Raw genomic sequence first — 23823 nt, forward strand, 5'->3', positions numbered from 1 at the left:
CGCGGAATATAGCACAAAAAATAACCAGAAAACCGAGCAAAACGCTCGACTTCCCGTGGAGCCGGCAGCCCTCCGGGCGTCTAGCAGTCCGCAGGCCGCACGCGAGTGCGGCGCCCGGTCAGCGGTAGCGCCGCGGCACCCGCTGGGTCACCTTGGTCAGCAGCTCGTAGCCGATGGTGCCGCAGGCCTGGGCGATCTCGTCGATCGGCAGTTGCGCGCCCCACAGCTCCACGGGGTCGCCGACCCGCGCCTCGGGCAGGTCGGTCAGGTCCACCGCCAGCATGTCCATGGATACCCGGCCGGCCAGCGGCGCGCGCTGCCCGCGCACCACCACCGGCGTACCGGCCGGCGCATGGCGTGGGTAACCGTCGGCATAGCCGCAGCTGACCGTGCCGATCCGCGCCGGGCGCGATGCCCGCCAGGTCGCGCCGTAGCCGACGCTCTCCCCTACCGGCACCTCGCGGACGGCGATCAGCTGCGCCGTCAGGGTCATCGCCGGTTGCAGCCCCAGGGCCCCGGCGCTGCGGTCGAGGAACGGCGTGGCGCCGTAGAGCATGATGCCCGGACGTACCCAGTCCATGTGCGCCTGCGGCAGGCTCAGGATGGCCGCCGAGTTGGCCAGGGTGCGCTGGGCGAAAGACAGGTCGGCGAGGCTGCGGTAGGTCTCCAGCTGCTGCGCGGTCAGCGGGTGCCCGCTCTCGTCGGCGCAGGCGAAATGGCTGATCAGGTTCAGCTCGGCGACCTGCGCCGCTCCCTGCAGGCGGGCATGCCAGTCGCGCACCTCCCGGGCGCCGAAGCCGAGGCGGTGCATACCGCTGTCCAGCTTCAGCCAGACGTTCAGCGGCCGCGAAAGCGTGGCGGCGAGCAAGGCCTCGGCCTGCTCCGCCCCCTGTATCGCCACATCCAGCCCGAGCTGAGCGGCGATCAGGTATTCCGCCGGCTCGAAGCAGCCCTCCAGCAACAGGATCCGTGCCGTGCCGTGCAGGGCGCGGACCTCGGCAGCCTCCTCGAGGCAGGCCACGGCGAAGCCGTCGGCCTCCTCGCGCAGCGCCGTCACCACCTCGCGGATACCGTGCCCGTAGGCGTTCGCCTTGACCACGGCGAAGGCGCGGCGGCCGGATGCGCAGCGCTTGGCCAGGGCATAGTTGTGACGAATGGCGGCGAGATCGACCGTGGCGACGAGAGGGCGCATCGGGGAATCCTTGGAGAACGGACGGAACTCCATGGTACTCCTCGGCGAAGGATTTTGGCTGCAGGCGAAACGCATCGACGAGGCGCCGGAGCGCTGCCGCCCCGGCCCGAACCGTCTTATTCGTCGTCGAACTGGTAGCTGCCGGGCGCCAGGTTCTCAAAGCGCGAGTACTTGCCGAGGAAGGCCAGGCGCGTAGTGCCGATCGGACCGTTACGCTGCTTGCCGATGATGATTTCGGCGACGCCCTTGAACTCGGTTTCCGGGTGATAGACCTCGTCCCGGTAGACGAACATGATGATGTCGGCGTCCTGCTCGATGGCGCCGGATTCGCGCAGGTCGGAGTTCACCGGACGCTTGTTCGGCCGCTGCTCCAGCGAGCGGTTGAGCTGCGACAAGGCGATCACCGGGCAGTTGAACTCCTTGGCCAGCCCCTTCAGCGAGCGCGAGATCTCGGAAATCTCGTTGGTACGGTTGTCGCCGCTGGAGCCGGGAATCTGCATCAGCTGCAGGTAGTCGACCATGATCAGGGCGATCTCGCCGTGCTCGCGAGCCAGCCGGCGGGTGCGCGCGCGCATTTCCGAGGGGCTGATGCCGGCGGTGTCGTCGATGAACAGCTTGCGGTCGTTGAGCAGGTTGACCGCCGAGGTCAGCCGCGGCCAGTCGTCGTCGTCCAGCTTGCCGGCGCGCACCTTGGTCTGGTCGATCCGACCGAGAGAAGCGAGCATACGCATCACGATGGAGTCGGCGGGCATCTCCAGGGAGTACACCAGCACCGCCTTGTCGGTGCGCAGCACGGCGTTCTCCACCAGGTTCATGGCGAAGGTGGTCTTGCCCATGGAGGGACGTCCCGCGACGATGATCAGGTCGGCCGGCTGCAGGCCGCTGGTCCTCTCGTCCAGGTCAGTGAAGCCGGTGGACAGGCCGGTGATGGCGTCGCCGGCGTTGAACAGGCTGTCGATGCGGTCGATGGCCTTGACCAGGATATCGTTGATCCCGACCGGGCCGCCGGTCTTCGGCCGCGCCTCGGCGATCTGGAAGATCAGGCGCTCGGCCTCGTCGAGGATCTCGTCGCCGGTCCGCCCCTGCGGGGCGTAGGCGCTGTCGGCGATCTGGTTGCTGATGCCGATCAGCTGACGCAACGTGGCGCGCTCGCGGATGATCTGCGCGTAGGCCTTGATGTTGGCCACCGAAGGGGTGTTCTTGGCCAGCTCGCCGAGATAGGCCAGACCGCCGACCTGGGCCAGATGTCCCTCCTTGTCCAGCTGCTCGGACAGGGTGACCACGTCGAACGGCATGTTGCGTTCGGCCAGAACGTAGATCGCCCGAAAGATCAGGCGATGATCGTGACGGTAGAAATCACCGTCGGATACCTGGTCCAGCACTCGCTCCCAGGCGTTGTTGTCCAGCATCAGGCCGCCCAGGACGGCCTGCTCGGCCTCGATGGAATGCGGCGGCACCTTGAGGGCGGCGGTTTCCAGGTCGTATTGCTCGGGGACGCTGACGTCGTTCATGGCACTCGCAGAAATGTGGACTTGCAAAAACAAAGGGCACGTTCCCACCACGCGGGAACGTGCCCAATGCTAAACGCCAGGCACCGGATGTGCCAGACGAGGCGGCAACCGGTTAGCCGGCGACCACGATCAGACGAACGCTGGCCTCGACGTCGGTGTGCAGGTGCAGGGCCACGTCGTACTCGCCGGTCTGACGGATGGTACCGTTGGGCAGGCGAACTTCGCTCTTGGCCACCGGCACGCCGGAGGCGGTCAGGGCGTCGGCGATGTCGTGGGTGCCGATGGAGCCGAACAGCTTGCCTTCATCGCCCGCGGTAGCGGTGATGGTGATTTCCAGCTCGTTCAGTTGGGCAGCGCGAGTTTCGGCTTCGGCCCTCTTATCGGCAGCCTGCTTCTCCAGCTCGGCACGACGTGCTTCGAACGCAGCGACGTTGGTAGGAGTAGCCACGGTAGCCTTGCCTTTCGGCAGCAGGAAGTTACGTGCGTAACCGCCCTTCACATTCACCTTGTCGCCCAGGTTGCCCAGGTTGGTGATCTTTTCCAGCAGGATGACTTCCATTTGAGTCTTACCTCTTAACTTTTAACCTTCACCGTTCGCGGATCCGGAGCCGCCCTTGGGCGTCTGGCGACCGCGAAAATCAATCAGACTGTCGACAATGGCCAAAACCATCAGCAACGGATAGACCAGCTGCATGAACAGCAGCAGCGTCACGTACATCCCCACCAACCAGAAGCGGCCCAGCCGGCCCTGCGCCACCAGCCCGTGCACCAAGGCCAGCCCGGTGAAGGCCAGCGGCACGCTGCACAACGGCGTCAGCATGGCCAGTTCTGCGCCCAGACTCGGGCCCAGCAGCATGCCGGCCAGCAGCAGAATCGCCGGCAGCGGCGGCAGACGCAGCGCGCGGATCTCGCCGGCGAAACCGCCCGGGTTGTACAGCGCCGCCTGCCAATAGCGCCCGAGCATCAGCGCGAGCACGCTGCCGATCTGCAGCAACGCCGCCAGCAGGCCGGTCAGCACCGGTACCAGCAGAGCGTTCAGATGCGCCTGCTCGGCCTCGGACAACTGCTCCCGGGCCTGCCCGAGCATCTGCGGCATGAGCTTCTGTAGCTCGCCCGCCGTGGCTTCGATGGGCGCCTGGAACACCGAGCCCAGCACTTGCGCATACACCACGCCGAGCAGCACGCTGCCCGTCAGTACTAGGCGCCAGGACACCGTAGCCCGCAGCAACTGTGCCAGCCCCAGGGTACCGAGCAGGACCAGCAGCGTGCGTGGGTCGCCGAAGTACCACCAGGCCAGCGCCGGCAACAGCGCCCAGGCGACGATGCCGAACGCATCGCCAAGGCCCCGGCGCAGCAACACCAGGCTGCCTGCAGCAGCACTCAGCCAGAACAGCAACGGCAGAGCCGCCGAACCGACCACCACGAGGGTTGCCTGCATACGGCCACGCATGACGTACTCAGCCAGGGCGCGCATGCGATCTATCCCTTACTTGCCTGTCGACCGCCCGCCATCAACGGCCGTGGCTGTCGGTGTAGGGCAGCAGGGCCAGGTAGCGGGCGCGCTTGATAGCGGTGGCCAGCTGACGCTGATAACGAGCCTTGGTACCGGTGATGCGGCTGGGAACGATCTTGCCGGTCTCGGAGATGTAGGCCTTGAGAGTGTTGAGATCCTTAAAGTCGATCTCTTTCACGCCTTCAGCGGTGAAACGGCAGAACTTACGACGACGGAAAAAACGTGCCATGGATTGGTTTCCTCAAAAGGTCCGTGGATTACTCGTCAGCGCTATCGCTGTCGCTGCCATCGCTATCGCTGTCGGCAGCACCTTCGGGACGCTCGCGACGCTCGCGACGCTCGCTGCGGTTTTCCTCGGCCTTGAGCATCTCGGACTGGCCGGTGATGGCTTCGTCGCGACGGATGACCAGGTTACGGATGACGGCGTCGTTGTAGCGGAAGTTGTCTTCCAGCTCGGCCAGGGCCTTGCCGCTGCACTCGACGTTCATCAGCACGTAGTGGGCTTTGTGCACGTTGTTGATGGCATAGGCCAGCTGACGGCGACCCCAGTCTTCCAGGCGATGGATCTTGCCGCCGTCTTCTTCGATCAGCTTGGTGTAACGCTCCACCATGCCGCCGACCTGTTCGCTCTGGTCAGGATGGACCAGGAAAATGATTTCGTAATGACGCATAGATGCTCCTTACGGGTTGCAGCCTGCCGCCACAGCGGTCAGGCAAGGAGTGAATGACTCGTTGGACTTGCCGAAAGCGGATGCGACACCCGTGCTCCAGGCAAGGGGCGCAATTCTAGAGAAGGCCGGAGGGGGAAGCAAGGCGACTGGCGAAGATTTGAGCAACCAGGGGGCAAGCACCCTAAGTGCCTGGGGCCGATCCATGAAGCCCGGCGGGCACGGCTGCCGCACCGGGCTCCCCGGTCAGCCCTGCGCAGCGGCCTTTCTCTGCCTGATGGCCTCGAACAGACAGACGCCGGTGGCCACGGACACGTTCAGGCTGCTGACGCTGCCGGCCATCGGCAGGCGCACCAGATAGTCGCAATGCTCTCGTGTGAGCCGACGCATCCCCTTGCCCTCGGCCCCCATGATCAGAACGGTCGGGCCGCGCAGATCGAGCTGGTACAGATCCTGCTCGGCCTCGCCGGCCGTGCCGACCGTCCAAAGACCGCGTTGGCGGAGCTTTTCTAGAGTGCGTGCCAGATTGGTCACCGCGACCAGGGGAACGACCTCGGCCGCACCGCAGGCGACCTTACGCACCGTGGCGTTCAGCGTGGCCGACTTGTCCTTCGGCACTATCACCGCCTGGACGCCGGCCGCATCGGCGGTGCGCAGACAGGCGCCGAGATTGTGCGGGTCGGTGATGCCGTCCAGCACCAGCAGCAGCGGCGTGCCTTCGCAACGGTCAAGCAGTTCGTCGAGCATGGCCTCGCCCCAGACCTGGCTGGGACTGACCTCCGCCACCACGCCCTGATGCACGCCCTCGGCCCACTCGTCCAGCTCGCGGCGGTCGCGCTGGCCGACCGCTACCCGCGCCTGCCGGGCCAGTTCGATCAGCGTCTGCACCCGAGGATCCTGCCGCCCCTCGGCCAGCCAGAGCTGCTTGACCCGTTTGGGATGGTGACGCAACAGGGCCTCGACGGCATGTACGCCGTAGATTCTCTCCAGCTGGGTCATGATTTGGCCCTGCTCTTGCTAGAGGAACTCCTGGCGCTCGCCTTCGGCGGCCCCTTGCGATGCTTGCTCGGCTTACCGCCGGTCTTACCCTCCCCCTTGCGGTCGGTTTTCGGGCTCTTGGCCTCCGAGAGCAAGGCCTGCTTCACGGCACGGCTGCGCTTCACGTCGGTATTGCCGAGCATCTCCTCGGCCTGGGCCAGCAGTTCGGGCGATACCGGCGGTTCCTTGCCCCGGCCTCGTGCCTCATACTCGCCCTGACGCTCCGCCTTGGCAGCCGTCTTGCTCTTGCCGCGGGATTTTGCCGGGCGCTCCTTGGGCGACCGATCAGCTTCAGCCCCGCTTCCGGCACGCCTGTTCGGGCGAGCGAGCTGGCCATCGACCAGCTCGAAGTCGAGCTTGCGCTCGTCCAGATCGACCCGCATGACTTTCACCGCCACGCTGTCCCCCAGCCGGAAGTTCTGCCCGCTGCGCTCGCCGGAAAGACGGTGATGGATCGGATCGAAGTGATAGTAGTCGCTCGGCAGAGCGGTCACATGCACCAGCCCCTCGACGTAGATGTCCTTCAGTTCGACGAAGATGCCGAAGCCGGTCACCGCGGTGATCACCCCCTCGAAGCTCTCGCCGACGCGATCCTGCATGAACTCGCACTTCAGCCAGTTGACCACGTCGCGGGTTGCCTCGTCGGCACGCCGTTCAGTCATCGAACACTCTTCGCCGAGCTGTTCCAGGGCAGCCTCGTCGTAAGGGTAAATGCGCGCCTTGGGCATGCTGGCCGCACCAGCGCGACGGACATGCGGGGTTTCCCGGCGCGAGCGGATTACGCTGCGGATCGCACGATGCACCAATAGGTCCGGATAGCGGCGAATCGGCGAGGTGAAATGGGTATAGGCCGGATAATTCAAACCGAAATGGCCGTGGTTCTCGGCGCTGTAAACGGCCTGACTGAGCGAGCGCAGCATCACCGTCTGGATCAGATGGAAATCGGGGCGGCCCTGGATCGATTCCAGCAGTTTCTGGTAATCCTTGGGTGTCGGGCCGTCCTTACTGCAATGCAGGCTCAGGCCGAGTTCACTGAGGAAGGCCTTGAGCTTCTCCAGACGCTCCGCCGGCGGCCCGTCGTGAACCCGGAAAAGAGAGGGGATCTCGTGCTGCTGCAGGAACGCCGCAGTCGCCACGTTGGCGCAGAGCATGCACTCTTCGATCAGCTTGTGCGCATCGTTACGCTCGGTCGGCAAAATTTCCGCAATCTTGCGCCCGGTCCCGAAGACAATTCGGGTCTCCTGGGTTTCAAAATCGATAGCCCCGCGCACGTGGCGCGCTTTGAGCAGCACCTTGAAGAGCGAATAGAGCTGCTTGAGATGCGGCAGCACGCCGGAGTAGATGCTGGACAGCCGCTTGCCCTCGGGAGTTTTCGGCTGCTGCAGCATGGTACTGACCTTGTTGTAGGTCAGCCGGGCGTGGGAATGAATGACCGCCTCGTAGAACTGGTAGCCGGTCATCTTGCCGGAACGGGACAGAGTCACTTCGCAGACCATCGCCAGCCGATCGACTTGTGGGTTCAGCGAACAGAGGCCGTTCGACAGCTCCTCCGGCAGCATCGGGACTACCCGCTCGGGGAAATACACCGAGTTGCCGCGCTTGCGCGCCTCCTCGTCGAGAGCAGACCCCACCTTGACGTAATGGGAGACGTCGGCGATCGCGACGTACAGGCGGTAGCCGCCGGTGATCCAGCCGGTCTTCTCGCAATAGACCGCATCGTCGAAATCGCGGGCATCCTCGCCATCGATGGTGACGAAGGGGAGATGACGCAGGTCGACTCGCTTGAGCTTGTCCTTCTCGTCCACCTCGGGAGAAAGCTTGTGCGCCTCGTTGAGCACCGCCTGCGGCCAGACATGGGGGATATCGTAGCTGCGCAGCGCCACGTCGATCTCCATGCCGGGCGCCATGTAGTTGCCGATCACCTCGATGATGTCGCCCTGCGGCTGGAAGCGCGGCGTGGGCCAATGGGTGATCTTGATCTCGACGAACTGGCCGACCGAAGCGTTTGCGGTGCGCCCCGGCGTGACTAGGATTTCCTGCTGGATCTTCGGGTTGTCGGGGATGACGAAGCCGATTCCGCCCTCCTCGTAGTAGCGACCGACGACGGTTTCATGGCCCCGCGAGATCACCTCGACGATGGCCCCCTCACGACGCCCGCGGCGGTCGAAACCGGACACCCTGGCCAGGGCCCGATCGCCATCGAAGAGCAGACGCATCTGGGTAGGACTCAGGAAGAGATCTTCGCTGCCATCGTCAGGGATGAGGAAACCGAAGCCGTCGCGATGTCCGCTGACGCGGCCGAGAATGAGATCGAGCTTGTCCACCGGGGCATAGGTACCCCGGCGGGTATAAATCAGCTGCCCATCCCGCTCCATGGCACGCAAGCGCCGCCGCAACGCTTCCTGCTGCTCCTCTCCGGAGAGGCCGAACTCTTCTATTAACTGCTCGCGGCTGGCGGGCGCACCGCGATCGTCGAGGCGCTGCAGGATCAGCTCACGACTGGGAATGGGGTTTTCGTACTTTTCCGCCTCGCGGGCGGCCTCGGGATCGAGACTTTGCCAATCGGCCATTAGAGAGTTGTCACCTTTTCATAAGTATATGTGCCATGTGCTTATTGAAGCGCGAAATCCATCCGTCGGTCAGCTTTCCGGCAAGAATAATTTTTTCGCCATAAGGGTTTACAACGCCAGACCGGCTCCGTATAGTTCGCGCCCACAACGTCGCTGACGTTGTAACACGAATTGATGAAGCATTCATCGATTCAGTGCCCAGGTGGCGGAATTGGTAGACGCACTAGGTTCAGGTCCTAGCGGTGGCAACACCGTGGAAGTTCGAGTCTTCTCCTGGGCACCATCTTCTCCAAAAGCGATTATTGACGTATCGCTTTACAGAAAGCGGGCGGCAGCGCCCGAATCGACCCCAGTCGGTGAAATACTGCAGAAATAGCGATGAGCGATCATCGTGATGTGCCCAGGTGGCGGAATTGGTAGACGCACTAGGTTCAGGTCCTAGCGGTGGCAACACCGTGGAAGTTCGAGTCTTCTCCTGGGCACCATTATTTATTCATACAAAACCGAGCCAATGGCTCGGTTTTGTTTTTTTCGCTAAAAATACCCCCAATCGATAGCTCTTGCCCCTGCACAACCTGCTGTTAGAGAGTCCACCGGAAAAGCAAAGGCCGCCCGAAGGCGGCCTCTGACATTGCAACGCCGATCAGGCGTACGGATGGCGTAGCACGATAGTCTCGTTGCGATCCGGACCGGTAGAAATGATATCGATGGGCGCCCCCACCAGCTCCTCAATGCGCTTGATGTAGGCTCGCGCATTCACCGGCAGCTCTTCCAGGCTCTTGGCGCCGACGGTCGACTCCGTCCAGCCCGGCATTTCCTCGTAGACCGGTTCCAGCCCGACATAGCTATCGGCATCGGTAGGCGCCTCGATGACATTACCAACCGCATCCTTGTAGCCCACGCACAACTTGACGGTTTCCAGCCCGTCAAGCACATCCAGCTTGGTCAGGCACAGACCGGAGATGCTGTTGATCTCGATGGCGCGACGCAGGATCACCGCATCGAACCAGCCGCAGCGCCGGGCCCGACCAGTGGTGGAGCCAAACTCATGCCCCTTACTGGCCAGATGAGCACCGATCTCGTCGAACAATTCGGTCGGAAACGGACCGGAACCGACGCGAGTCGTGTAGGCCTTGGTGATGCCGAGAATATAGTCGAGGTACAACGGACCGAACCCCGACCCCGTGGCGGTGCCGCCGGCAGTGGTGCTGGAGCTGGTGACGTAGGGGTAGGTGCCGTGGTCGATATCCAGCAGCGAGCCCTGAGCCCCTTCGAACATGATGTAGGCGCCCTGCTTGCGCAGTTCGTGCAGACGCGCAGCGACGTCGGTGATCATCGGTTTGAGCTGCTCGGCATAACCCAGCGCCTCGTCCAGGGTCGCTTGGAAGTCGACCGGCTCGACCTTATAGAAGTTCTGCAGGACGAAATTGTGGTATTCCAACAGCTCGCCCAGCTTCTTGGCGAAACGTTCGGGATTGAACAGATCGCCGACGCGCAGGCCGCGACGCGCCACCTTGTCCTCGTAGGCCGGGCCGATGCCACGACCTGTGGTGCCAATCTTGCCCTCGGCACGAGAGGCTTCGCGCGCCTGGTCCAAGGCAACGTGATAGGGCAGGATCAGGGTGCAGGACGGACTGATGCGCAGGCGCTCGCGCACCGGCACCCCCTTCTCTTCCAGCTTGGCGATCTCGCGCATCAGCGCATCCGGCGCGACCACCACACCGTTGCCGATCAGACACTCGACGTTGTCGCGCAGGATGCCGGACGGAATCAGGTGCAGCACAGTCTTCTCGCCATCGATGACCAAAGTGTGACCGGCATTGTGGCCACCTTGGTAGCGTACGACGGCCGCCGCCTGATCGGTCAGCAGATCGACGATCTTGCCCTTGCCCTCATCCCCCCACTGGGTACCCAGGACCACGACATTCTTACCCATAACGCTTGTCCTCTTCGGGAAAACAGATGCCGGCTTGCAGCCGACGAAAAAACTCAGAACGCCAGTGGCGCCACCTGCCATTGGCCATCACACAGAAGCAATTGGCGATCGCAGCCGCAGCCCTTCGCGTCGGCGATCTGCTGACCCGGCAGCGCCTGCACGACCCGCTCTCCCTGGCGGCGCAGGCGCTGGACCACCTGCCAAAGATAGACATCGTGACTATCGGGAGCCCAGATGCCGACCGGCGGCTTCGCCTGCTCCAACTGCCCCAGGACGACCAAGGTCTTGAGATCGGTGGAAAAACCGGTCGCAGGGCGAGCCCGACCAAAATCGGCGCCGATGTCGTCATAACGCCCCCCTTGGGCGATCGACTGGCCGACCCCGGGAACGAAGGCAGCGAATACCACCCCGGTATGGTAGTGGTAGCCGCGCAGCTCACTCAGATCGAAATACAGCGGCAGCTCCGGATAACGCACGCCCAGCTCGTCGGCGATCGCAATCAGCTCATCCAGGGCGGCATGCACCTCGTCCGGCGCCTCGACCAGGCAGGCCTGCGCCAGATCGAGCACTTCGCGTCCGCCGCAGAGCTCGGCAAGAGCGCGCAGCATAGAAGCCAACCCCTCGGGCAGACTCGCGGTGAGGCTCTCAACCTCATCGACGGCCTTGCGCTGCAGGGCGTCGAACAGTTGCTGCTCCGCAGTACCGGAAAGCCCCGCCGCGCGCGCCAAGCCACGGTAGATACCGACATGCCCGAGATCCATATGCACGTCCGGCACGGCGGCCAGCTCGAGGGTTTCCAGCATCAGGCCGATGATTTCCACGTCGCTGGCCGGACTGGCATCCCCGTAAAGCTCGGCACCCAATTGGATAGGACTGCGCGAGGTGGACAGCGCTCGCGGCTGGGCATGCAGGACACTACCGACGTAGCAGAGCCGGCTAGGCCCCTCGCGACGCAGAGTGTGGGCATCGATCCGCGCCACCTGCGGCGTGATGTCAGCGCGGAACCCCATGAGGCGACCGGACTGCGGATCGGTTACTTTGAAGGTCCGCAGATCCAGATCCTGACCGGCACCGGTCAGCAGGGATTCCAGATATTCGATGTGTGGGGTGACGACGAATTCGTAGCCCCAGCGCTGGAACATATCCAGCATCTGGCGGCGTGCCACCTCGATGCGCGCCGCTTCCGGCGGCAGAACTTCTTCGATGCCATCTGGCAGCAGCCAGCGGTCTACCGTTGCCATTGCCTTTCCTCTCTCGATCCGGGCGGCAAGCCTTCAGTGAAGCAAATACAGGAGGGCCGTTCCCAGCAGCATGCTGGTCAACCCCATGAGGCGCAGCTGACGATCCGATAACCGCAATACCTGCACGATCACCGCACGCCAGCGACCTGGGCTGAGGAATGGCAGGATGCCTTCAAGCACCAGCATCAGACACAAGGCAACGCCGAATTCCTGCCACATGATTCCCACAGACGCAAAAAAGCCGGGTTTTTCCCGGCTGGCCCATCATAACACGTTTTCCGTCCAAGGCATCCCGGCGGGACCGATGGCCCCGCCGGACACCCCTCAGGGCCTGGTCCGCTCCAGATAGCGGAAGAAGTCGCTGTCCGGATCCAGCACCAGCACATCGCTCTTGTTGGCGAAGCTTTCGCGGTAAGCCTGCAGGCTGCGGTAGAAAGCGTAGAACTCCCCGTCCCTCTTGTACGCCTCGGCGTAGATGGCTGCCGCGCGGGCGTCGCCCTCGCCGCGAACCTCCTGCGCTTGGCGATAGGCCTCGGCCAACAGCACGCGACTCTGCCGGTCCGCATCGGCGCGAATACCCTCGGCCAGCTCCTTGCCTTTGGCGCGGTGCTCGCGTGCTTCACGCTCACGCTCGGTGCTCATGCGCTCGAAGACGCTGCGGTTGACCTCCTTAGGCAGGTCGATGGCCTTGACCCGCACATCGAGGACCTCGATGCCCAGCTCCTTGCGCGCCATGCGATCCAAGGAAGCCGTGATGTCGGCCATCAACGCATCTCGCTCACCGGATACCACTTCGTGCAGAGTGCGCTTGCCGAACTGATCACGCAGGCCCGACTCGAGCCGGCGCGAAAGACGCTCGTCGGCAACCTGCTTGAGGCCGGACGTGGCGGTATAGAAACGCTCGGCATCCGCCACGCGCCATTTGGCATAGGCGTCCACCATCACCGCCTTTTTCTCCAGGGTCAGGAAACGCTGGGTCGGTGCATCCAGAGTCATCAGGCGGGCATCGAACTTGCGCACCTGATTGACGTAGGGAATCTTCACGTGCAAGCCGGGCTCAACGTTGGTCTCGACGATCTTCCCGAAGCGCAGGAGAACCGCACGCTCGGTTTGCGCCACGATGTAGAAGCTGTTCCAGAGGACCAGCGCCAAAACCACGCCTGCGATCAGGGCGACCAGGGACTTGTTACTCATCAGCGCCTCTCCCTCGAACGCAGGTCTTTCTGCTGCGGGTCATTCACGGATCGCGTGCCCACCTCGGAACCCGCCGCTGGCGCGGGCGCCCCCCCAGCAGTGGCGCTGCCGCCGCGGCTCTCGATCATCTTGTCCAACGGCAGATAGAGCAGATTGCTCTGTCCGCTCTTGCCGGCGACCAGAACCTTGCTGGTATTGCCGAAAACCTCCTGCATGGTTTCCAGGTAAAGCCGTTCGCGCGTCACTTCCGGGGCCTTCTGATATTCCGCCAGCAGCTTGCTGAAGCGATCAGCCTCGCCCTGGGCACGCGACACGACTTCCTCGCGGTAACCATTGGCATCCTCGAGGATCCGCTGGGCCTGACCGCGGGCCTCCGGAATCACGCCATTGGCATAGGCCTCGGCCTGGTTCCGCTCGCGCTGCTCGTCTTCCCGGGCGCGAATCACGTCATCGAAGGCCTCCTGGACTTCACGCGGGGCCTGAGCGTTCTGCACGTTCACCTGGGTAACGGTGATACCGGCACGATAGGTATCCAGGAAGCGCTGCAAACGCTCATGGACCTGGCTGGCCAGAGTCTCGCGCCCCTCGGTGAGAACCTGATCCATCTCGGTGGACCCCACCACGTGACGCAGGGCGCTTTCAGTGGCGTGCTGCAGGCTGACCTCGGGTTCGTCCACATTCAGGACGAAATCCTGCAGATTGCTGATCCGGTACTGGACGGTCAGCGGCACCTCGATGATGTTCTCATCCTCGGTGAGCATCTGCCCCTGCTTGCTGTAGGCCCGTTCGCGGGTGACGTTCTCGACGAACTTGCGATCGACAGGCGGGAAATAGATGTTCAGGCCCGGCCCGACGGTCTCGTAATACTTGCCGAAGCGCAGCACCACCGCCTGCTCCTGCTCGTCCAGCACATAGATGGCGCTGTACAACCAGATGGCGGCGAGCACGCCCAGAACTATGGCGACCAGGCCCAGCCCACCGCTCTTGTCGCCGCGCCCTTCGCTGCCGCGCTTCTTGCCGCCGAACATGCTGTTCAGGCTTTCCTGCAACTTGCGGAAAGCTTCATCGAGATCGGGAGGACCTTTGCGATCGCCGCCTCGCCCCCCCCAAGGATCCTGGTTGTTAGAATTGCCACCCGGCTCATTCCAAGCCATAGCGCTCTCCATCAGAAAAACACAGACGCACCCACGGCGCGCCGCCCCATGCTACCCAATGCCTGCCGCCTACGGCAAAACCGCAGACCAGGGCTTTCATTGCAAAGTATGTTGTTCGAGGAACTCGTCCGACCGCAGCCCTTCACGGCTGAGCAGCCGATTCAGCTCGACTCGGGGCAGGCGCACGACCAGCAGACTGCTGCCTTCCTCGTCGTGCTCCTCGCCCTGCACCGCATTCAGGGCGAAGAACTGCGCGCGCAGCCTGCCGAACCCCTGAGGCAGGCGCAGGGTACCGACGAAGAGATCATCACCCAGCAATTCGGCGATGGCCTGGCGTAGAAGGTCCAATCCCCGCCCATCCCTGGCCGATACCCAGACCCGTTGCGGCTTGCCCTCTGCATTGCGCTGTATCTGCGGCTCGATTCCCTCGAGCATGTCCAACTTGTTATAGATCTCGAGAATCGGCAGGCTGTCCGCGCCGATTTCCCCGAGCACCGTCATGACCTGCTCGATCTGTGCCTCGCGCTCCGGCTCGTGGGCGTTGATCACGTGCAGCAGCAGATCGGCGTTGCTCGTCTCCTCCAGCGTAGCGCGGAAAGCTTCGACCAACTTGTGTGGCAGATGGCGTATGAATCCCACCGTATCGGCGATAACTATCGGCCCCACGTCCTCCAGCTCCAGGCGCCTGAGCGTCGGATCGAGCGTGGCGAACAACTGGTTGGCCGCGTAGACGTCGGATGCGGTCAGAGCGTTGAGCAGAGTGGATTTGCCGGCATTGGTATAACCAACCAGAGAAACCGACGGGATATCCGCGCGCCTGCGTCCGCGCCGGGCCTGCTCGCGCTGGCTGCGCACCTTCTCCAGGCGCTGGCGGATCTGCCGGATGCGTACCCGCAACAGGCGTCGGTCGGTTTCGAGCTGAGTCTCGCCCGGACCGCGTAAGCCAATCCCTCCCTTCTGTCGCTCCAGGTGGGTCCAGCCACGGACAAGACGGGTGCTCATGTGCTCCAGCTGGGCCAGCTCGACCTGCAGCTTGCCCTCGTGGGTACGCGCGCGCTGGGCGAAGATATCGAGAATCAGCCCGGTACGATCGAGTACCCGGCACTCCAGCACTCGCTCCAGGTTGCGTTGCTGACTCGGCGTGAGGACGTGATTGAAGATGACCAGTTCGACCTTCTCGGCACCGACCAGGTCGTGCAACTCCTCGACCTTGCCGGTGCCGATCAGATACTTGGCGCTTGGCTGATGGCGCGGCACCACGACCAGCGCCACCACCTCGGCGCCAGCCGAACGGACCAATTCCTGGAATTCCTGAGGATCTTCACGCGCCTCGGGATCCTGGGCCTCCAAATGAACCAGAACGGCCCGCTCCCCACCATCAGGGCGCTCAAAGAACAAGGCGGACTCCTATCAAACGTTGCCCGGCTCGGACGGTTCGCCCTCGGATGCGGTAGGCAGACGCACGGGACGGCTGGGAACCACGGTGGAAATCGCATGCTTGTAAACCATCTGGCTGACGGTGTTCTTCAGCAGGATCACGAACTGGTCGAAGGACTCGATCTGGCCCTGCAGCTTGATGCCATTGACCAGATAGATGGAAACCGGAACGCGCTCTTTGCGCAAAGTATTAAGGTAAGGGTCTTGTAGCGTATGCCCTTTTGACATGTGCCGCACTCCTATAGAGGTGAGATAGTTCGTTATTCGAAATTCAGTTCGTCCAAGTCGGATAAATGGACGACAATAAAAAGATCAGCCCAATATGGCTGCCGACTCTAGGCATTTCAAGGTACGTTGCAGATTGTCGTGGGCCAGGCTATCCAGCCAGTGCAGGCCGGACCAGCTGCGCAGCCAGGTGAACTGCCTCTTGGCGAGCTGCCTCGTGGCGATCACGCCACGCTCCTCCATCTGCTCGTGGCTCAGCTTGCCATCGAGATATTCCCAGACTTGCCGGTAACCCACTGCCCGCATGGAGGGCAGGCCCTCGTGCAAATCGTTTTGTCGACGCAACGCTTCGACCTCCTCGATAAAGCCCTGCTCGAGCATGCGCTTGAAACGCTGTGCAATGCGTTCATGGAGAATCTGGCGCTGTGCCGGTGCTATGGCTAATTGCGCGACAGTATAAGGCAAATGCCCCGAGCCTGAGCTGTCGAATACAGGATTTTGCGCCATCTGCCGCTGACGATGCGCAGTCATGCTCAGACCACTGAGGCGATAGACTTCCAGGGCACGGATCAGCCGCTGGGGATCGTTGGGATGGATGCGCGCCGCGGACTCCGGATCGACCGCAGCCAGCTCGGCATGCAGGGCAGCCCAGCCTTCCTCCTCAGCCCGGGCCTCCAGCTCGGCACGTAATACCGGATCGGCGCTCGGCATGTCCGCCAGCCCTTCGAGCAGCGCCTTGAAATACAGCATGGTTCCACCCACCAGCAGGGGGATGCGCCCCCTGGCCGTGATGTCTGCCATGGCGGCCAGCGCGTCGTCGCGGAATTCGGCTGCCGAATAGCTTTCCGCCGGCTCACGGATGTCGATGAGCCGATGTGGGAACTCCGCCAGGATTTCCTTCGACGGTTTGGCCGTACCGATATCCATGCCCCGATAGACCAGCGCCGAATCGACACTGATCAGATCGCAGGGCAGAGCCCGCGCCAGCTCGAGGGCCAGCTCGGTCTTACCGGAGGCGGTCGGCCCCATCAGGAAGATGGCGGGAGGCAAACGGGACATCGACAAACTCGGAAGGAGCGCAAAGGGCGCCTAGTTTCGGCCTGTAGGCCCTGCACCGCAAGCCACCTAAGTCGAAGGAGCCCCAAGGGAGCGACTACCGTCCGCGCAGAAACAGCTTGTCCAGCTCGTCCATGCCCAGCTGGACCCAGGTCGGCCGGCCGTGATTGCACTGGCCGCTACGCTCGGTGTGCTCCATGTCGCGCAGCAGGGCGTTCATTTCCGGCACGGTCAGACGGCGGTTGGCGCGAACCGCGCCGTGGCAGGCCATAGTCGCCAGCAGCTCGTTGAGGTGGGCCTGGATGCGATCGCTGGTGCCGTATTCCAGCAGATCGGCCAGCACGTCGCAGACCAGCCGGGACGCCTCGGCCTGCTTGAGCAGGGCCGGAATCTGCCGGATCGCCAGCGTCTCAGGCCCCAGCCGCTGCAGCTCGAAGCCCAGACGCCGGAACCAGTCGGCATGCTCTTCGGCGCAATCGGCCTCGCGCTGGCTGACCGCCAGCGATTGCGGCACCAGCAGCGGCTGACCGCGCAGCCCCTCGCTGGCCATGGCGCTCTTCAGGCGCTCGTAGGTGATCCGTTCGTGGGCCGCATGCATATCTACCAGCACCATGCCCTGGGCATTCTCCGCAAGGATGTAGATGCCCTTGAGCTGGGCCAGCGCATAGCCGAGCGGCGGGATATCGCCCTGCTCCTCCGGAAGACTCCGTGCCGATGCCGCCGGCGTTTCGGGCAAGGGCGCGAAGAACTCACGGTAGGCTCCCTGCAGCTCGCCGGCCGGCACCGCCGGCGCAGGCTGGGCCGGGCGATAGCCGCCACTCCCGGCAGGACGCCAGGCCGGTTCGGGCGCCGGACGCTCGAGGACGTGCGCCGCCAGGCTCATTTCCCCCTGCGGGCCGAACTCGCCGGCCGCCAGCCCGCTCGGCCGGGCCACCGGCTCCGCAGGCGTCGACGCCGCCAGTTGGTCCTCCGGGCGAACCTCGCCGAGAGCCCGGTGCAGGGTGCCGTAGAGGAAGTCGTGGACCATGCGGCTGTCGCGAAAGCGCACCTCGTGCTTGGTCGGGTGCACGTTGACGTCCACCACCCCCGGATCGAGTTCGAGGAACAGCACGAAGGTCGGATGCCGGCCGTTGAACAGCACGTCGCGATAGGCCTGGCGCACCGCATGGGCGACCAGCTTGTCGCGCACCATGCGGCCGTTGACGTAGAAATACTGCAGATCGGCCTGACTGCGCGAGAAGGTCGGCAGCCCGACCCAGCCCCACAGACGCAGGCCGCCCCGCTCGACCTCGATGGGTAGCGCCTGCTCCAGGAAGGCGGAGCCGCAGACCGCCGCCACCCGCCGGGCCTTGGACGTATCGTCGGGAGCTTCGTGAAGATTGAGCACGCCCTTGCCGTTGTGGCGCAGATGGAAGGCCACGTCGAAGCGGGCTAGGGCCAGGCGCCTGACCACCTCCTGCAGATGGTCGAACTCGGTCTTCTCGGCGCGCAGGAACTTGCGCCGCGCCGGCGTGTTGAAGAACAGGTCGCGCACTTCCACCGAGGTGCCCACCGGATGCGCCGCCGGCTGCACCCGGGCTTCCATTTCACGCCCCTCGGTTTCCACCTGCCAGGCCTGTTCGGCATCGACCGTGCGCGACGTCAGCGTCAGACGCGACACCGAGCTGATCGAGGCTAACGCTTCGCCGCGGAACCCCAGGCTCATGACCCGTTCGAGATCCTCCAGATCGCGGATCTTGCTGGTGGCGTGCCGAGCCAGGGCCAGCGGCAGGTCCTCGGCCGGGATGCCGCCGCCGTCGTCGCGGACTCGCAGCAGCTTGACGCCGCCCTGCTCCACCTCGACATCGACGCGCCGGGCGCCGGCATCCAGACTGTTCTCCAGCAGCTCCTTGAGCACCGAAGCCGGCCGCTCGACCACTTCGCCGGCGGCGATCTGGTTGGCCAGCCGAGGACTCAGCAGCTGGATGCGCGGCTGGCCGTTCATTGCTGCGCCGCCAGGGTGGCCGCGGGGATGTTGAGAACCTGCCCGGCCTTGAGCGAGTCGCTCTTCAGGTTATTGGCATCGCGTAGCAGCGCCGGATTCACCTGGTAGCGCTCGGCGATCATCGACAGGGACTCACCGACGCTGACCACATGCTCCTGCGGCCCCCGGGAAACCTTGCCGGAATCGCGGAGCCAGGCCAGATAGGTGCCGGGCGGCGGGCTCTGCTGGAAGAAATGCCGGATGCCGCCGTGGATGGAGCGCGCCAGGGACTGCTGATGGTTTTGCGTCTGCAGCTTGACGGCCTCGCCGGGGTTGGAGATGAACCCGGTTTCCACCAGGATCGACGGAATGTCCGGCGACTTCAGCACCATGAAGCCGGCCTGCTCGACCCGCTGCTTGTGCAAGGGCGTGATGCGGCCCATGTTGCTCAGCACCTTCTGTCCGACGTTCAGGCTGGAGGACATCGAAGCCGTCATCGACAGGTCGAGCAGCACGCCGGCCAGCATGCGGTCCTTGTCGTCCAGACTGACGCCACCGTCGCCGCCGATCAGGTCCGAGCGGTTCTCGCTGTCGGCCAGCCAGCGCGCGGTTTCCGAGGTCGCGCCGCGATCGGACAGGGCGTACACCGAGGCGCCGAAGGCCGAGGAGCGTGGAGCGGCGTCCGCGTGGATAGAAACGAACAGGTCGGCGCCCTTCTTGCGGGCGATCTCGGTACGCCGGCGCAAGGGAATGAAATAGTCGCCGGTACGCGTCAGCTCGGCGCGAAAGCCCTTCTCGGCGTTGATTTGCCGCTGCAGTTCGCGGGCGATGGCCAGCACCACGGTCTTTTCCTGGACGCCCTTGGGACCGATGGCCCCCGGGTCCTCGCCGCCGTGTCCGGCATCCAGGACGACGACGACATCGCGCCGGGAAGCCGGCGGCGGCGCCACCTTGGTCGCCGGCTTGGCCGGGGATACCGGAACCTGCGGCGCGCTGGCGACCTTGCTCGGCGGCAGCTCCTGGACGGGACTCGCGCCCTCGTCGAACAGGTCGATCACCAGGCGATGGCCGTACTGCTGGTTGGGCGCCAGGGTGAAGCTCTTCGGCGTCACCGCCTTGCTCAGGTCGAGCACCAGACGCAGGTCTTCGGGGGTTCGCTGGGCCGAACGCAGGCTGGTGATCGGCGTGTTGCCGAGGGCCAATTGTTCCAGCGGAGTGCGCAGCTGGGCGCCGCTGACGTCGATGACGATCCGCTCCGGCGCACTGAGGGTGAAGATGTTGTGCTGGACCGGACCGCTCAGGTCGAAGACCAGGCGGGTATTGTCGGGCGCCCGCCACAAACGCACGCTGCGGACTTCCGCGGCCGCCCAGACATCGGCAGCCAAGGTGGCGAGCAGCATCCCCATGCCGACAAGCCACGCACGCATGCGACTACCCTTCATTTCTATTGATTCTCCTGACTCAGAGAGGCACACCAGGCTTCGCCGCGCGCGCTCCGAGGCAGCAAACGCAATGAACGGCCTCCCGCCTGTGGGCTAATGGTAATGTCCAGGTCGGGCTTTGGCAAAATGCCGGCTCCGCGCTGCGGCCACTCGACCAGGCACAGGGCATCGTCGGCGAAATAGTCGCGAATGCCCATGAACTCCAGCTCCTCCGGATCGGCCAGGCGATACAGGTCGAAGTGATAGGCACGCACCTCGCCGACGACATAAGGCTCGACCAGCGTGAAGGTCGGACTCTTCACCGGGCCGGCGTGCCCCAGGCCGCGCAGGATACCGCGCGACAGGGTGGTCTTGCCGGCGCCGAGATCGCCGTGCAGGAAGATGACGCCGCGTCCGCCGGTCGCCGCGCCGATGCGTTTCCCCAAGGCCAGTTGGCTCTCCTCGTCGGCCGCATGCAGGATCAGTTCAGGCATGGCGCGTGCTCCTCCAGCAATTGGCGAACGACCGGGAACAGATCGCCGGCCGCCAGTCCGCGCCCCTGAACCGCTAGCCGCTCGCCAGCGCGGGCGTGCAGCCAGACCGCCAGGCAGGCAGCCTCGAACGGCGGCAGTCCCTGGGCCAGCAGGCCACCGACCAGCCCGGCGAGGACGTCGCCCAGCCCGGCGCCGGCCATCGCCGGATGCCCGTGATCGCACACCGCCAAGCGCCCGTCGGGATCGGCGATCAGGCTGCCGGCCCCCTTGAGGATCGCCACCGCCGCATATTTCCTGGCCAGCGCCCGCACCGCCGCCGGCCGGTCGGCCTGCACGGCTGAGATGTCGCAGCCCAGCAGGCGCGCCGCCTCGCCGGGATGGGGCGTGAGCACCGTGTTGGCCGGCACGCTCGCCGCGCCGACCGACAGCAGGTTCAGGGCGTCAGCATCCCAGATCTGGGCCCGCGCCCCACGGGCGGCCGCCGAGAGCAGGCTGCGCCCCCAGGCGGCCTGGCCCAACCCCGGCCCCACCACCAGCACATCGACCCGCTCCATCAGCGCCAGCAGCTGATTGGCCGAGGAGACCCCGACGCTCATGACCTCAGCCCGCCGCGCCAGCGCCGCCGGCACGTGCTCGCTGCGGGTCGCCAGACTGACCAGACCGGCGCCGCTGCGCAGGGCGCTCTCCGCGCTGAGCAGCGCCGCACCGCCGAGCCCGCGGTCGCCGCCCACCACCAGCAGATGGCCATAGCGCCCCTTGTGCGCGCTGCGCGGCCGCGGCGCCAGACGCGCGACGTTGCCCGCCGCCAGACGCACGGCTTCTGCCGGCAGACCGGCGACGATCTGCGGATCGGCCTGCAGGTCGGCGAATGCCAGCGCTCCCACGCAATCCGGCGCATCGCCGGTGAGCAGTCCCAGCTTGAGGCCGATGAAAGTGACGGTCAGCTCGGCGCGCACCGCCACACCGAGCGCTCGTCCGGTATCCGCGCTGAGCCCCGAGGGAATATCCACCGCCATCACCGGGAGGCCGCTGGCATTGAGCTGGCGAATCGCCTGGGCATAGGGCTCGCGCACCTCGCCGCTGAGCCCGGTGCCGAGCAGGGCGTCGACCAGCACGCCTTCCAGCCGCGCGCATTCGCGCCACGGCTGGATCTCCACGCCGGCCTGTCGCGCCTCGTCGCAGGCTTTCGCCGCATCGCCCTGCAGCTGCGCCGGATTGCAGACCGCCAGCACCCGAGCCAGCCACCCGGCGCGCTTGGCCAGGGCTGCGACCAGATAGCCGTCGCCGGCGTTGTTGCCACGGCCGGCCAGCACCGTCAGCGCGCCGGCATCCGGCCAGCGCCGGCGCAGGGCACGCCAGGCGGCATGGCCGGCGCGCTGCATCAGTTCGAAACCGGGCGTACCGGCGGCGATCAGGCGCGCGTCGAGTTCGCGCACCTGGGCGGCACTGTAGAGGGGGATGGGCAAATCGTCGTGAGAATCTGGCATGCGTCGGCTCCAAGGTCTGGCAGAATTATCGCATCTAAGTCCGTTTTTCTTTAGTCACCATGCCCCTTCCCGACCTCGCCAATCTAGCCCAGTCGATCAAGGACTGGGGCCGCGAACTCGGCTTCCAGCAGGTCGGGATCGCCGGCGTCGATCTGCAGGAGCACGAGGCCTATCTGCAGCGCTGGCTGGCCGCAGGCCATCAGGGCGAGATGGACTACATGACGGCCCACGGCAGCAAGCGCTCGCGCCCGGCCGAACTGGTGCCCGGAACCCTGCGGGTGATTTCCCTGCGCATGGATTACCTGCCCGGCGATACGTGGATGAGCGAGCGCCTGGCCGAGCCGGAGAAGGCCTACGTCTCCCGCTACGCCCTCGGCCGCGACTACCACAAGCTGATCCGCAAGCGCCTGCAGCACCTGGCCGAGCGCATCCAGGAGGTCATAGGCCCATTCGGTTACCGGGCCTTCGTCGACAGCGCGCCGGTGCTGGAAAAGGCCCTCGCCGAACAGGCCGGCCTCGGCTGGATCGGCAAGAACACCCTGCTGCTCAACCGCAAGGCCGGCAGCTGGTTCTTCCTCGGAGAGCTGTTCGTCGACCTGCCGCTGCCGGTCGACGAGCCCCATGCCGGCGAGCACTGTGGGCGCTGCACCGCCTGCCTGGACATCTGCCCGACCGCCGCCTTCGTCGGCCCCAGGCAGTTGGATGCCCGGCGCTGCATCTCCTATCTCACCATCGAGCTCAAGGGCTCGATCCCCGAGGAGTTGCGCCCGCTGATCGGCAACCGGGTGTTCGGCTGCGACGACTGCCAGATCGTCTGCCCGTGGAACCGCTTCGCCCGGCCCAGCGCCGAGGGCGACTTTCAGCCGCGCCACGGACTGGACAACGCCACGCTGGCCGAACTGTTTCTGTGGACGGAAGAGCAGTTCCTCAGCCGCACCGAAGGCTCGCCCCTGCGGCGTGCCGGCTACGAGCGCTGGCTACGCAATCTGGCGGTCGGCCTGGGCAACGCGCCCTCGACCATCGTGGCGCTGGAGGCCCTGAAGGCGCGCCGCGACGATCCGTCGGCGCTGGTCCGCGAGCACGTGGCCTGGGCGCTACGACGGCACGGTTTATAGGGGCGGACGAATCCGCCCTGCAGGTCAGTACTTGATGAAGTGCTCGCGGTAGTGGCGCAGCTCGGCGATGGATTCGCGGATGTCGTCCAGCGCCAGGTGGCTGCCGGCCTTCTTGAAGCTGTCGCGCACCTGCGGCGCCCAGCGGCCAGCCAGCTCCTTGAGGGTGGACACGTCTATGTGCCGGTAGTGGAACCAGGCCTCCAGCGCCGGCATATAGCGGGCCAGGAAGCGCCGGTCCTGGCAGATGCTGTTGCCGCACATGGGCGACTTGCCCTTCGGCACCCACTGCTCGAGGAAGGCCAGGGTCTGCGCCTCGGCGGCGGCGGTGTCGATGCGGCTCTCGCGGACCCGCTGGGTAAGCCCGGAACGGCCGTGCTGGCGCGTGTTCCACTCGTCCATCCCGGCGAGGATCTCGTCGCTCTGGTGCACGGCGATCACCGGCCCCTCGGCCAGGATGTTCAGCTCGCTGTCGGTGACGATGGTGGCCATCTCGATGATGACGTCCTGGTCGGGATTCAGCCCGGTCATTTCCAGGTCGATCCAAATAAGGTTCTGCGGGTTCTGCATGGTGGGGCTCCTTAGCTTTGCCGCGCAGTTTAGCAGGCCGG

22 protein-coding genes and 2 tRNA genes are annotated in these 23823 nt (G+C 64.9%); 3 read left to right on the forward strand and 21 right to left on the reverse strand.

Annotation, left to right across the window (positions count from 1 at the left end):
- Positions 1–118: 118 nt before the first annotated feature.
- The 8 genes from alr to rnr form a co-directional block, all read right to left on the reverse strand.
- Positions 119–1192 carry an alanine racemase gene (alr, locus tag ACFOJE_RS06255; RefSeq protein ID WP_377813429.1) on the reverse strand — a complete coding sequence of 358 codons (1074 nt, stop codon included), beginning with the start codon at positions 1190–1192 and terminating at the stop codon, positions 119–121.
- A 116-nt stretch (positions 1193–1308) separates the two neighbouring features.
- On the reverse strand, positions 1309–2703 hold the full coding sequence (gene dnaB, locus ACFOJE_RS06260; RefSeq protein ID WP_377813431.1) for a replicative DNA helicase: 1395 nt from the start codon (positions 2701–2703) through the stop codon (positions 1309–1311).
- A 112-nt stretch (positions 2704–2815) separates the two neighbouring features.
- Positions 2816–3262: a 50S ribosomal protein L9 gene (gene rplI, locus ACFOJE_RS06265; RefSeq protein ID WP_377813432.1), complete on the reverse strand. Its 447-nt coding sequence runs from the start codon at positions 3260–3262 to the stop codon at positions 2816–2818.
- Between the two features lie 21 nt (positions 3263–3283).
- Entirely contained in the window at positions 3284–4177 is an 894-nt protein-coding gene (locus tag ACFOJE_RS06270; RefSeq protein ID WP_377813433.1) for a hypothetical protein, read from the reverse strand.
- 37 nt (positions 4178–4214) lie between these two features.
- Complete coding sequence (rpsR, locus tag ACFOJE_RS06275; RefSeq protein WP_012699436.1) at positions 4215–4445, reverse strand: 30S ribosomal protein S18; 231 nt, start codon at positions 4443–4445, stop codon at positions 4215–4217.
- Between the two features lie 28 nt (positions 4446–4473).
- Positions 4474–4887 carry a 30S ribosomal protein S6 gene (gene rpsF, locus ACFOJE_RS06280; protein WP_377813434.1) on the reverse strand — a complete coding sequence of 138 codons (414 nt, stop codon included), beginning with the start codon at positions 4885–4887 and terminating at the stop codon, positions 4474–4476.
- Positions 4888–5130: 243 nt separating this feature from the next.
- On the reverse strand, positions 5131–5883 hold the full coding sequence (gene rlmB / locus ACFOJE_RS06285) for a 23S rRNA (guanosine(2251)-2'-O)-methyltransferase RlmB (RefSeq protein WP_377813435.1): 753 nt from the start codon (positions 5881–5883) through the stop codon (positions 5131–5133).
- A complete protein-coding gene (gene rnr / locus ACFOJE_RS06290; RefSeq protein WP_377813436.1) occupies positions 5880–8492 on the reverse strand; it encodes a ribonuclease R in 2613 nt (870 codons plus the stop codon). Before rnr ends, rlmB begins: the two co-directional genes overlap by 4 nt.
- Before the next feature lie 196 nt (positions 8493–8688).
- On the opposite strand from rnr, the gene ACFOJE_RS06295 reads away from it, so the two are divergent.
- A tRNA-Leu gene (locus tag ACFOJE_RS06295) sits at positions 8689–8775 on the forward strand.
- 115 nt (positions 8776–8890) lie between these two features.
- Positions 8891–8977: transfer RNA gene (locus ACFOJE_RS06300), tRNA-Leu, on the forward strand.
- Positions 8978–9135: 158 nt separating this feature from the next.
- On the opposite strand, the gene ACFOJE_RS06305 is transcribed toward ACFOJE_RS06300, so the two are convergent.
- From ACFOJE_RS06305 to ACFOJE_RS06360, 12 genes are all read right to left on the reverse strand, one after another.
- Positions 9136–10428, reverse strand: a complete 1293-nt coding sequence (locus ACFOJE_RS06305; RefSeq protein ID WP_377813437.1) for an adenylosuccinate synthase — start codon at positions 10426–10428, stop codon at positions 9136–9138.
- 53 nt (positions 10429–10481) lie between these two features.
- A complete protein-coding gene (locus ACFOJE_RS06310) occupies positions 10482–11669 on the reverse strand; it encodes an ATP phosphoribosyltransferase regulatory subunit (RefSeq protein ID WP_377813438.1) in 1188 nt (395 codons plus the stop codon).
- Between the two features lie 33 nt (positions 11670–11702).
- Complete coding sequence (locus ACFOJE_RS06315) at positions 11703–11888, reverse strand: DUF2065 domain-containing protein (RefSeq protein WP_377813439.1); 186 nt, start codon at positions 11886–11888, stop codon at positions 11703–11705.
- 105 nt (positions 11889–11993) lie between these two features.
- Positions 11994–12863 (reverse strand): protease modulator HflC, encoded by an 870-nt coding sequence (gene hflC, locus ACFOJE_RS06320; protein ID WP_377813440.1) that lies wholly within the window; start codon positions 12861–12863, stop codon positions 11994–11996.
- Positions 12863–14017, reverse strand: coding sequence for an FtsH protease activity modulator HflK (gene hflK, locus ACFOJE_RS06325; protein WP_377813441.1), 1155 nt, complete (start codon positions 14015–14017; stop codon positions 12863–12865). The genes hflC and hflK overlap by 1 nt, the downstream gene beginning before the upstream one ends.
- A gap of 96 nt (positions 14018–14113) precedes the next feature.
- Positions 14114–15415: a ribosome rescue GTPase HflX gene (hflX, locus tag ACFOJE_RS06330; RefSeq protein ID WP_377813442.1), complete on the reverse strand. Its 1302-nt coding sequence runs from the start codon at positions 15413–15415 to the stop codon at positions 14114–14116.
- Positions 15416–15427: 12 nt separating this feature from the next.
- Entirely contained in the window at positions 15428–15682 is a 255-nt protein-coding gene (gene hfq / locus ACFOJE_RS06335) for an RNA chaperone Hfq (protein ID WP_377813443.1), read from the reverse strand.
- A gap of 84 nt (positions 15683–15766) precedes the next feature.
- Positions 15767–16738 (reverse strand): tRNA (adenosine(37)-N6)-dimethylallyltransferase MiaA, encoded by a 972-nt coding sequence (gene miaA, locus ACFOJE_RS06340; protein WP_377813444.1) that lies wholly within the window; start codon positions 16736–16738, stop codon positions 15767–15769.
- Between the two features lie 94 nt (positions 16739–16832).
- On the reverse strand, positions 16833–18719 hold the full coding sequence (gene mutL, locus ACFOJE_RS06345) for a DNA mismatch repair endonuclease MutL (protein ID WP_377813445.1): 1887 nt from the start codon (positions 18717–18719) through the stop codon (positions 16833–16835).
- A complete protein-coding gene (locus tag ACFOJE_RS06350; RefSeq protein WP_377813446.1) occupies positions 18716–20125 on the reverse strand; it encodes an N-acetylmuramoyl-L-alanine amidase in 1410 nt (469 codons plus the stop codon). Before ACFOJE_RS06350 ends, mutL begins: the two co-directional genes overlap by 4 nt.
- Positions 20126–20142: 17 nt before the next feature.
- Positions 20143–20613, reverse strand: a complete 471-nt coding sequence (tsaE, locus tag ACFOJE_RS06355; protein ID WP_377813447.1) for a tRNA (adenosine(37)-N6)-threonylcarbamoyltransferase complex ATPase subunit type 1 TsaE — start codon at positions 20611–20613, stop codon at positions 20143–20145.
- The gene (locus ACFOJE_RS06360; RefSeq protein ID WP_377813448.1) at positions 20601–22100 is read right to left on the reverse strand and encodes an NAD(P)H-hydrate dehydratase; all 1500 of its coding nucleotides are present in this window, start codon (positions 22098–22100) and stop codon (positions 20601–20603) included. Before ACFOJE_RS06360 ends, tsaE begins: the two co-directional genes overlap by 13 nt.
- Before the next feature lie 59 nt (positions 22101–22159).
- Between ACFOJE_RS06360 and queG the strand changes: the two genes are divergently transcribed.
- Positions 22160–23215: a tRNA epoxyqueuosine(34) reductase QueG gene (gene queG / locus ACFOJE_RS06365; RefSeq protein WP_377813449.1), complete on the forward strand. Its 1056-nt coding sequence runs from the start codon at positions 22160–22162 to the stop codon at positions 23213–23215.
- Positions 23216–23239: 24 nt separating this feature from the next.
- Here the strand turns inward: queG and orn are convergent, their stop codons facing one another.
- The gene (gene orn, locus ACFOJE_RS06370) at positions 23240–23782 is read right to left on the reverse strand and encodes an oligoribonuclease (RefSeq protein ID WP_377813450.1); all 543 of its coding nucleotides are present in this window, start codon (positions 23780–23782) and stop codon (positions 23240–23242) included.
- Positions 23783–23823 lie beyond the last annotated feature (41 nt).

This window comes from Azotobacter bryophylli (assembly GCF_042643485.1).
GTDB lineage: Bacteria > Pseudomonadota > Gammaproteobacteria > Pseudomonadales > Pseudomonadaceae > Azotobacter > Azotobacter bryophylli.

What these genes read in the sequence shown, in the direction of transcription:
- alr (WP_377813429.1), bottom strand. Translation starts at nt 1,192, where the DNA reads ATGCGCCCTCTCGTCGCCACGGTCGATCTCGCCGCCATTCGTCACAAC.
- dnaB (WP_377813431.1), bottom strand. Translation starts at nt 2,703, where the DNA reads ATGAACGACGTCAGCGTCCCCGAGCAATACGACCTGGAAACCGCCGCC.
- rplI (WP_377813432.1), bottom strand. Translation starts at nt 3,262, where the DNA reads ATGGAAGTCATCCTGCTGGAAAAGATCACCAACCTGGGCAACCTGGGC.
- ACFOJE_RS06270 (WP_377813433.1), bottom strand. Translation starts at nt 4,177, where the DNA reads ATGCGCGCCCTGGCTGAGTACGTCATGCGTGGCCGTATGCAGGCAACC.
- rpsR (WP_012699436.1), bottom strand. Translation starts at nt 4,445, where the DNA reads ATGGCACGTTTTTTCCGTCGTCGTAAGTTCTGCCGTTTCACCGCTGAA.
- rpsF (WP_377813434.1), bottom strand. Translation starts at nt 4,887, where the DNA reads ATGCGTCATTACGAAATCATTTTCCTGGTCCATCCTGACCAGAGCGAA.
- rlmB (WP_377813435.1), bottom strand. Translation starts at nt 5,883, where the DNA reads ATGACCCAGCTGGAGAGAATCTACGGCGTACATGCCGTCGAGGCCCTG.
- rnr (WP_377813436.1), bottom strand. Translation starts at nt 8,492, where the DNA reads ATGGCCGATTGGCAAAGTCTCGATCCCGAGGCCGCCCGCGAGGCGGAA.
- ACFOJE_RS06305 (WP_377813437.1), bottom strand. Translation starts at nt 10,428, where the DNA reads ATGGGTAAGAATGTCGTGGTCCTGGGTACCCAGTGGGGGGATGAGGGC.
- ACFOJE_RS06310 (WP_377813438.1), bottom strand. Translation starts at nt 11,669, where the DNA reads ATGGCAACGGTAGACCGCTGGCTGCTGCCAGATGGCATCGAAGAAGTT.
- ACFOJE_RS06315 (WP_377813439.1), bottom strand. Translation starts at nt 11,888, where the DNA reads ATGTGGCAGGAATTCGGCGTTGCCTTGTGTCTGATGCTGGTGCTTGAA.
- hflC (WP_377813440.1), bottom strand. Translation starts at nt 12,863, where the DNA reads ATGAGTAACAAGTCCCTGGTCGCCCTGATCGCAGGCGTGGTTTTGGCG.
- hflK (WP_377813441.1), bottom strand. Translation starts at nt 14,017, where the DNA reads ATGGCTTGGAATGAGCCGGGTGGCAATTCTAACAACCAGGATCCTTGG.
- hfq (WP_377813443.1), bottom strand. Translation starts at nt 15,682, where the DNA reads ATGTCAAAAGGGCATACGCTACAAGACCCTTACCTTAATACTTTGCGC.
- miaA (WP_377813444.1), bottom strand. Translation starts at nt 16,738, where the DNA reads ATGTCCCGTTTGCCTCCCGCCATCTTCCTGATGGGGCCGACCGCCTCC.
- mutL (WP_377813445.1), bottom strand. Translation starts at nt 18,719, where the DNA reads ATGAACGGCCAGCCGCGCATCCAGCTGCTGAGTCCTCGGCTGGCCAAC.
- ACFOJE_RS06350 (WP_377813446.1), bottom strand. Translation starts at nt 20,125, where the DNA reads ATGCGTGCGTGGCTTGTCGGCATGGGGATGCTGCTCGCCACCTTGGCT.
- tsaE (WP_377813447.1), bottom strand. Translation starts at nt 20,613, where the DNA reads ATGCCTGAACTGATCCTGCATGCGGCCGACGAGGAGAGCCAACTGGCC.
- ACFOJE_RS06360 (WP_377813448.1), bottom strand. Translation starts at nt 22,100, where the DNA reads ATGCCAGATTCTCACGACGATTTGCCCATCCCCCTCTACAGTGCCGCC.
- queG (WP_377813449.1), top strand. Translation starts at nt 22,160, where the DNA reads ATGCCCCTTCCCGACCTCGCCAATCTAGCCCAGTCGATCAAGGACTGG.
- orn (WP_377813450.1), bottom strand. Translation starts at nt 23,782, where the DNA reads ATGCAGAACCCGCAGAACCTTATTTGGATCGACCTGGAAATGACCGGG.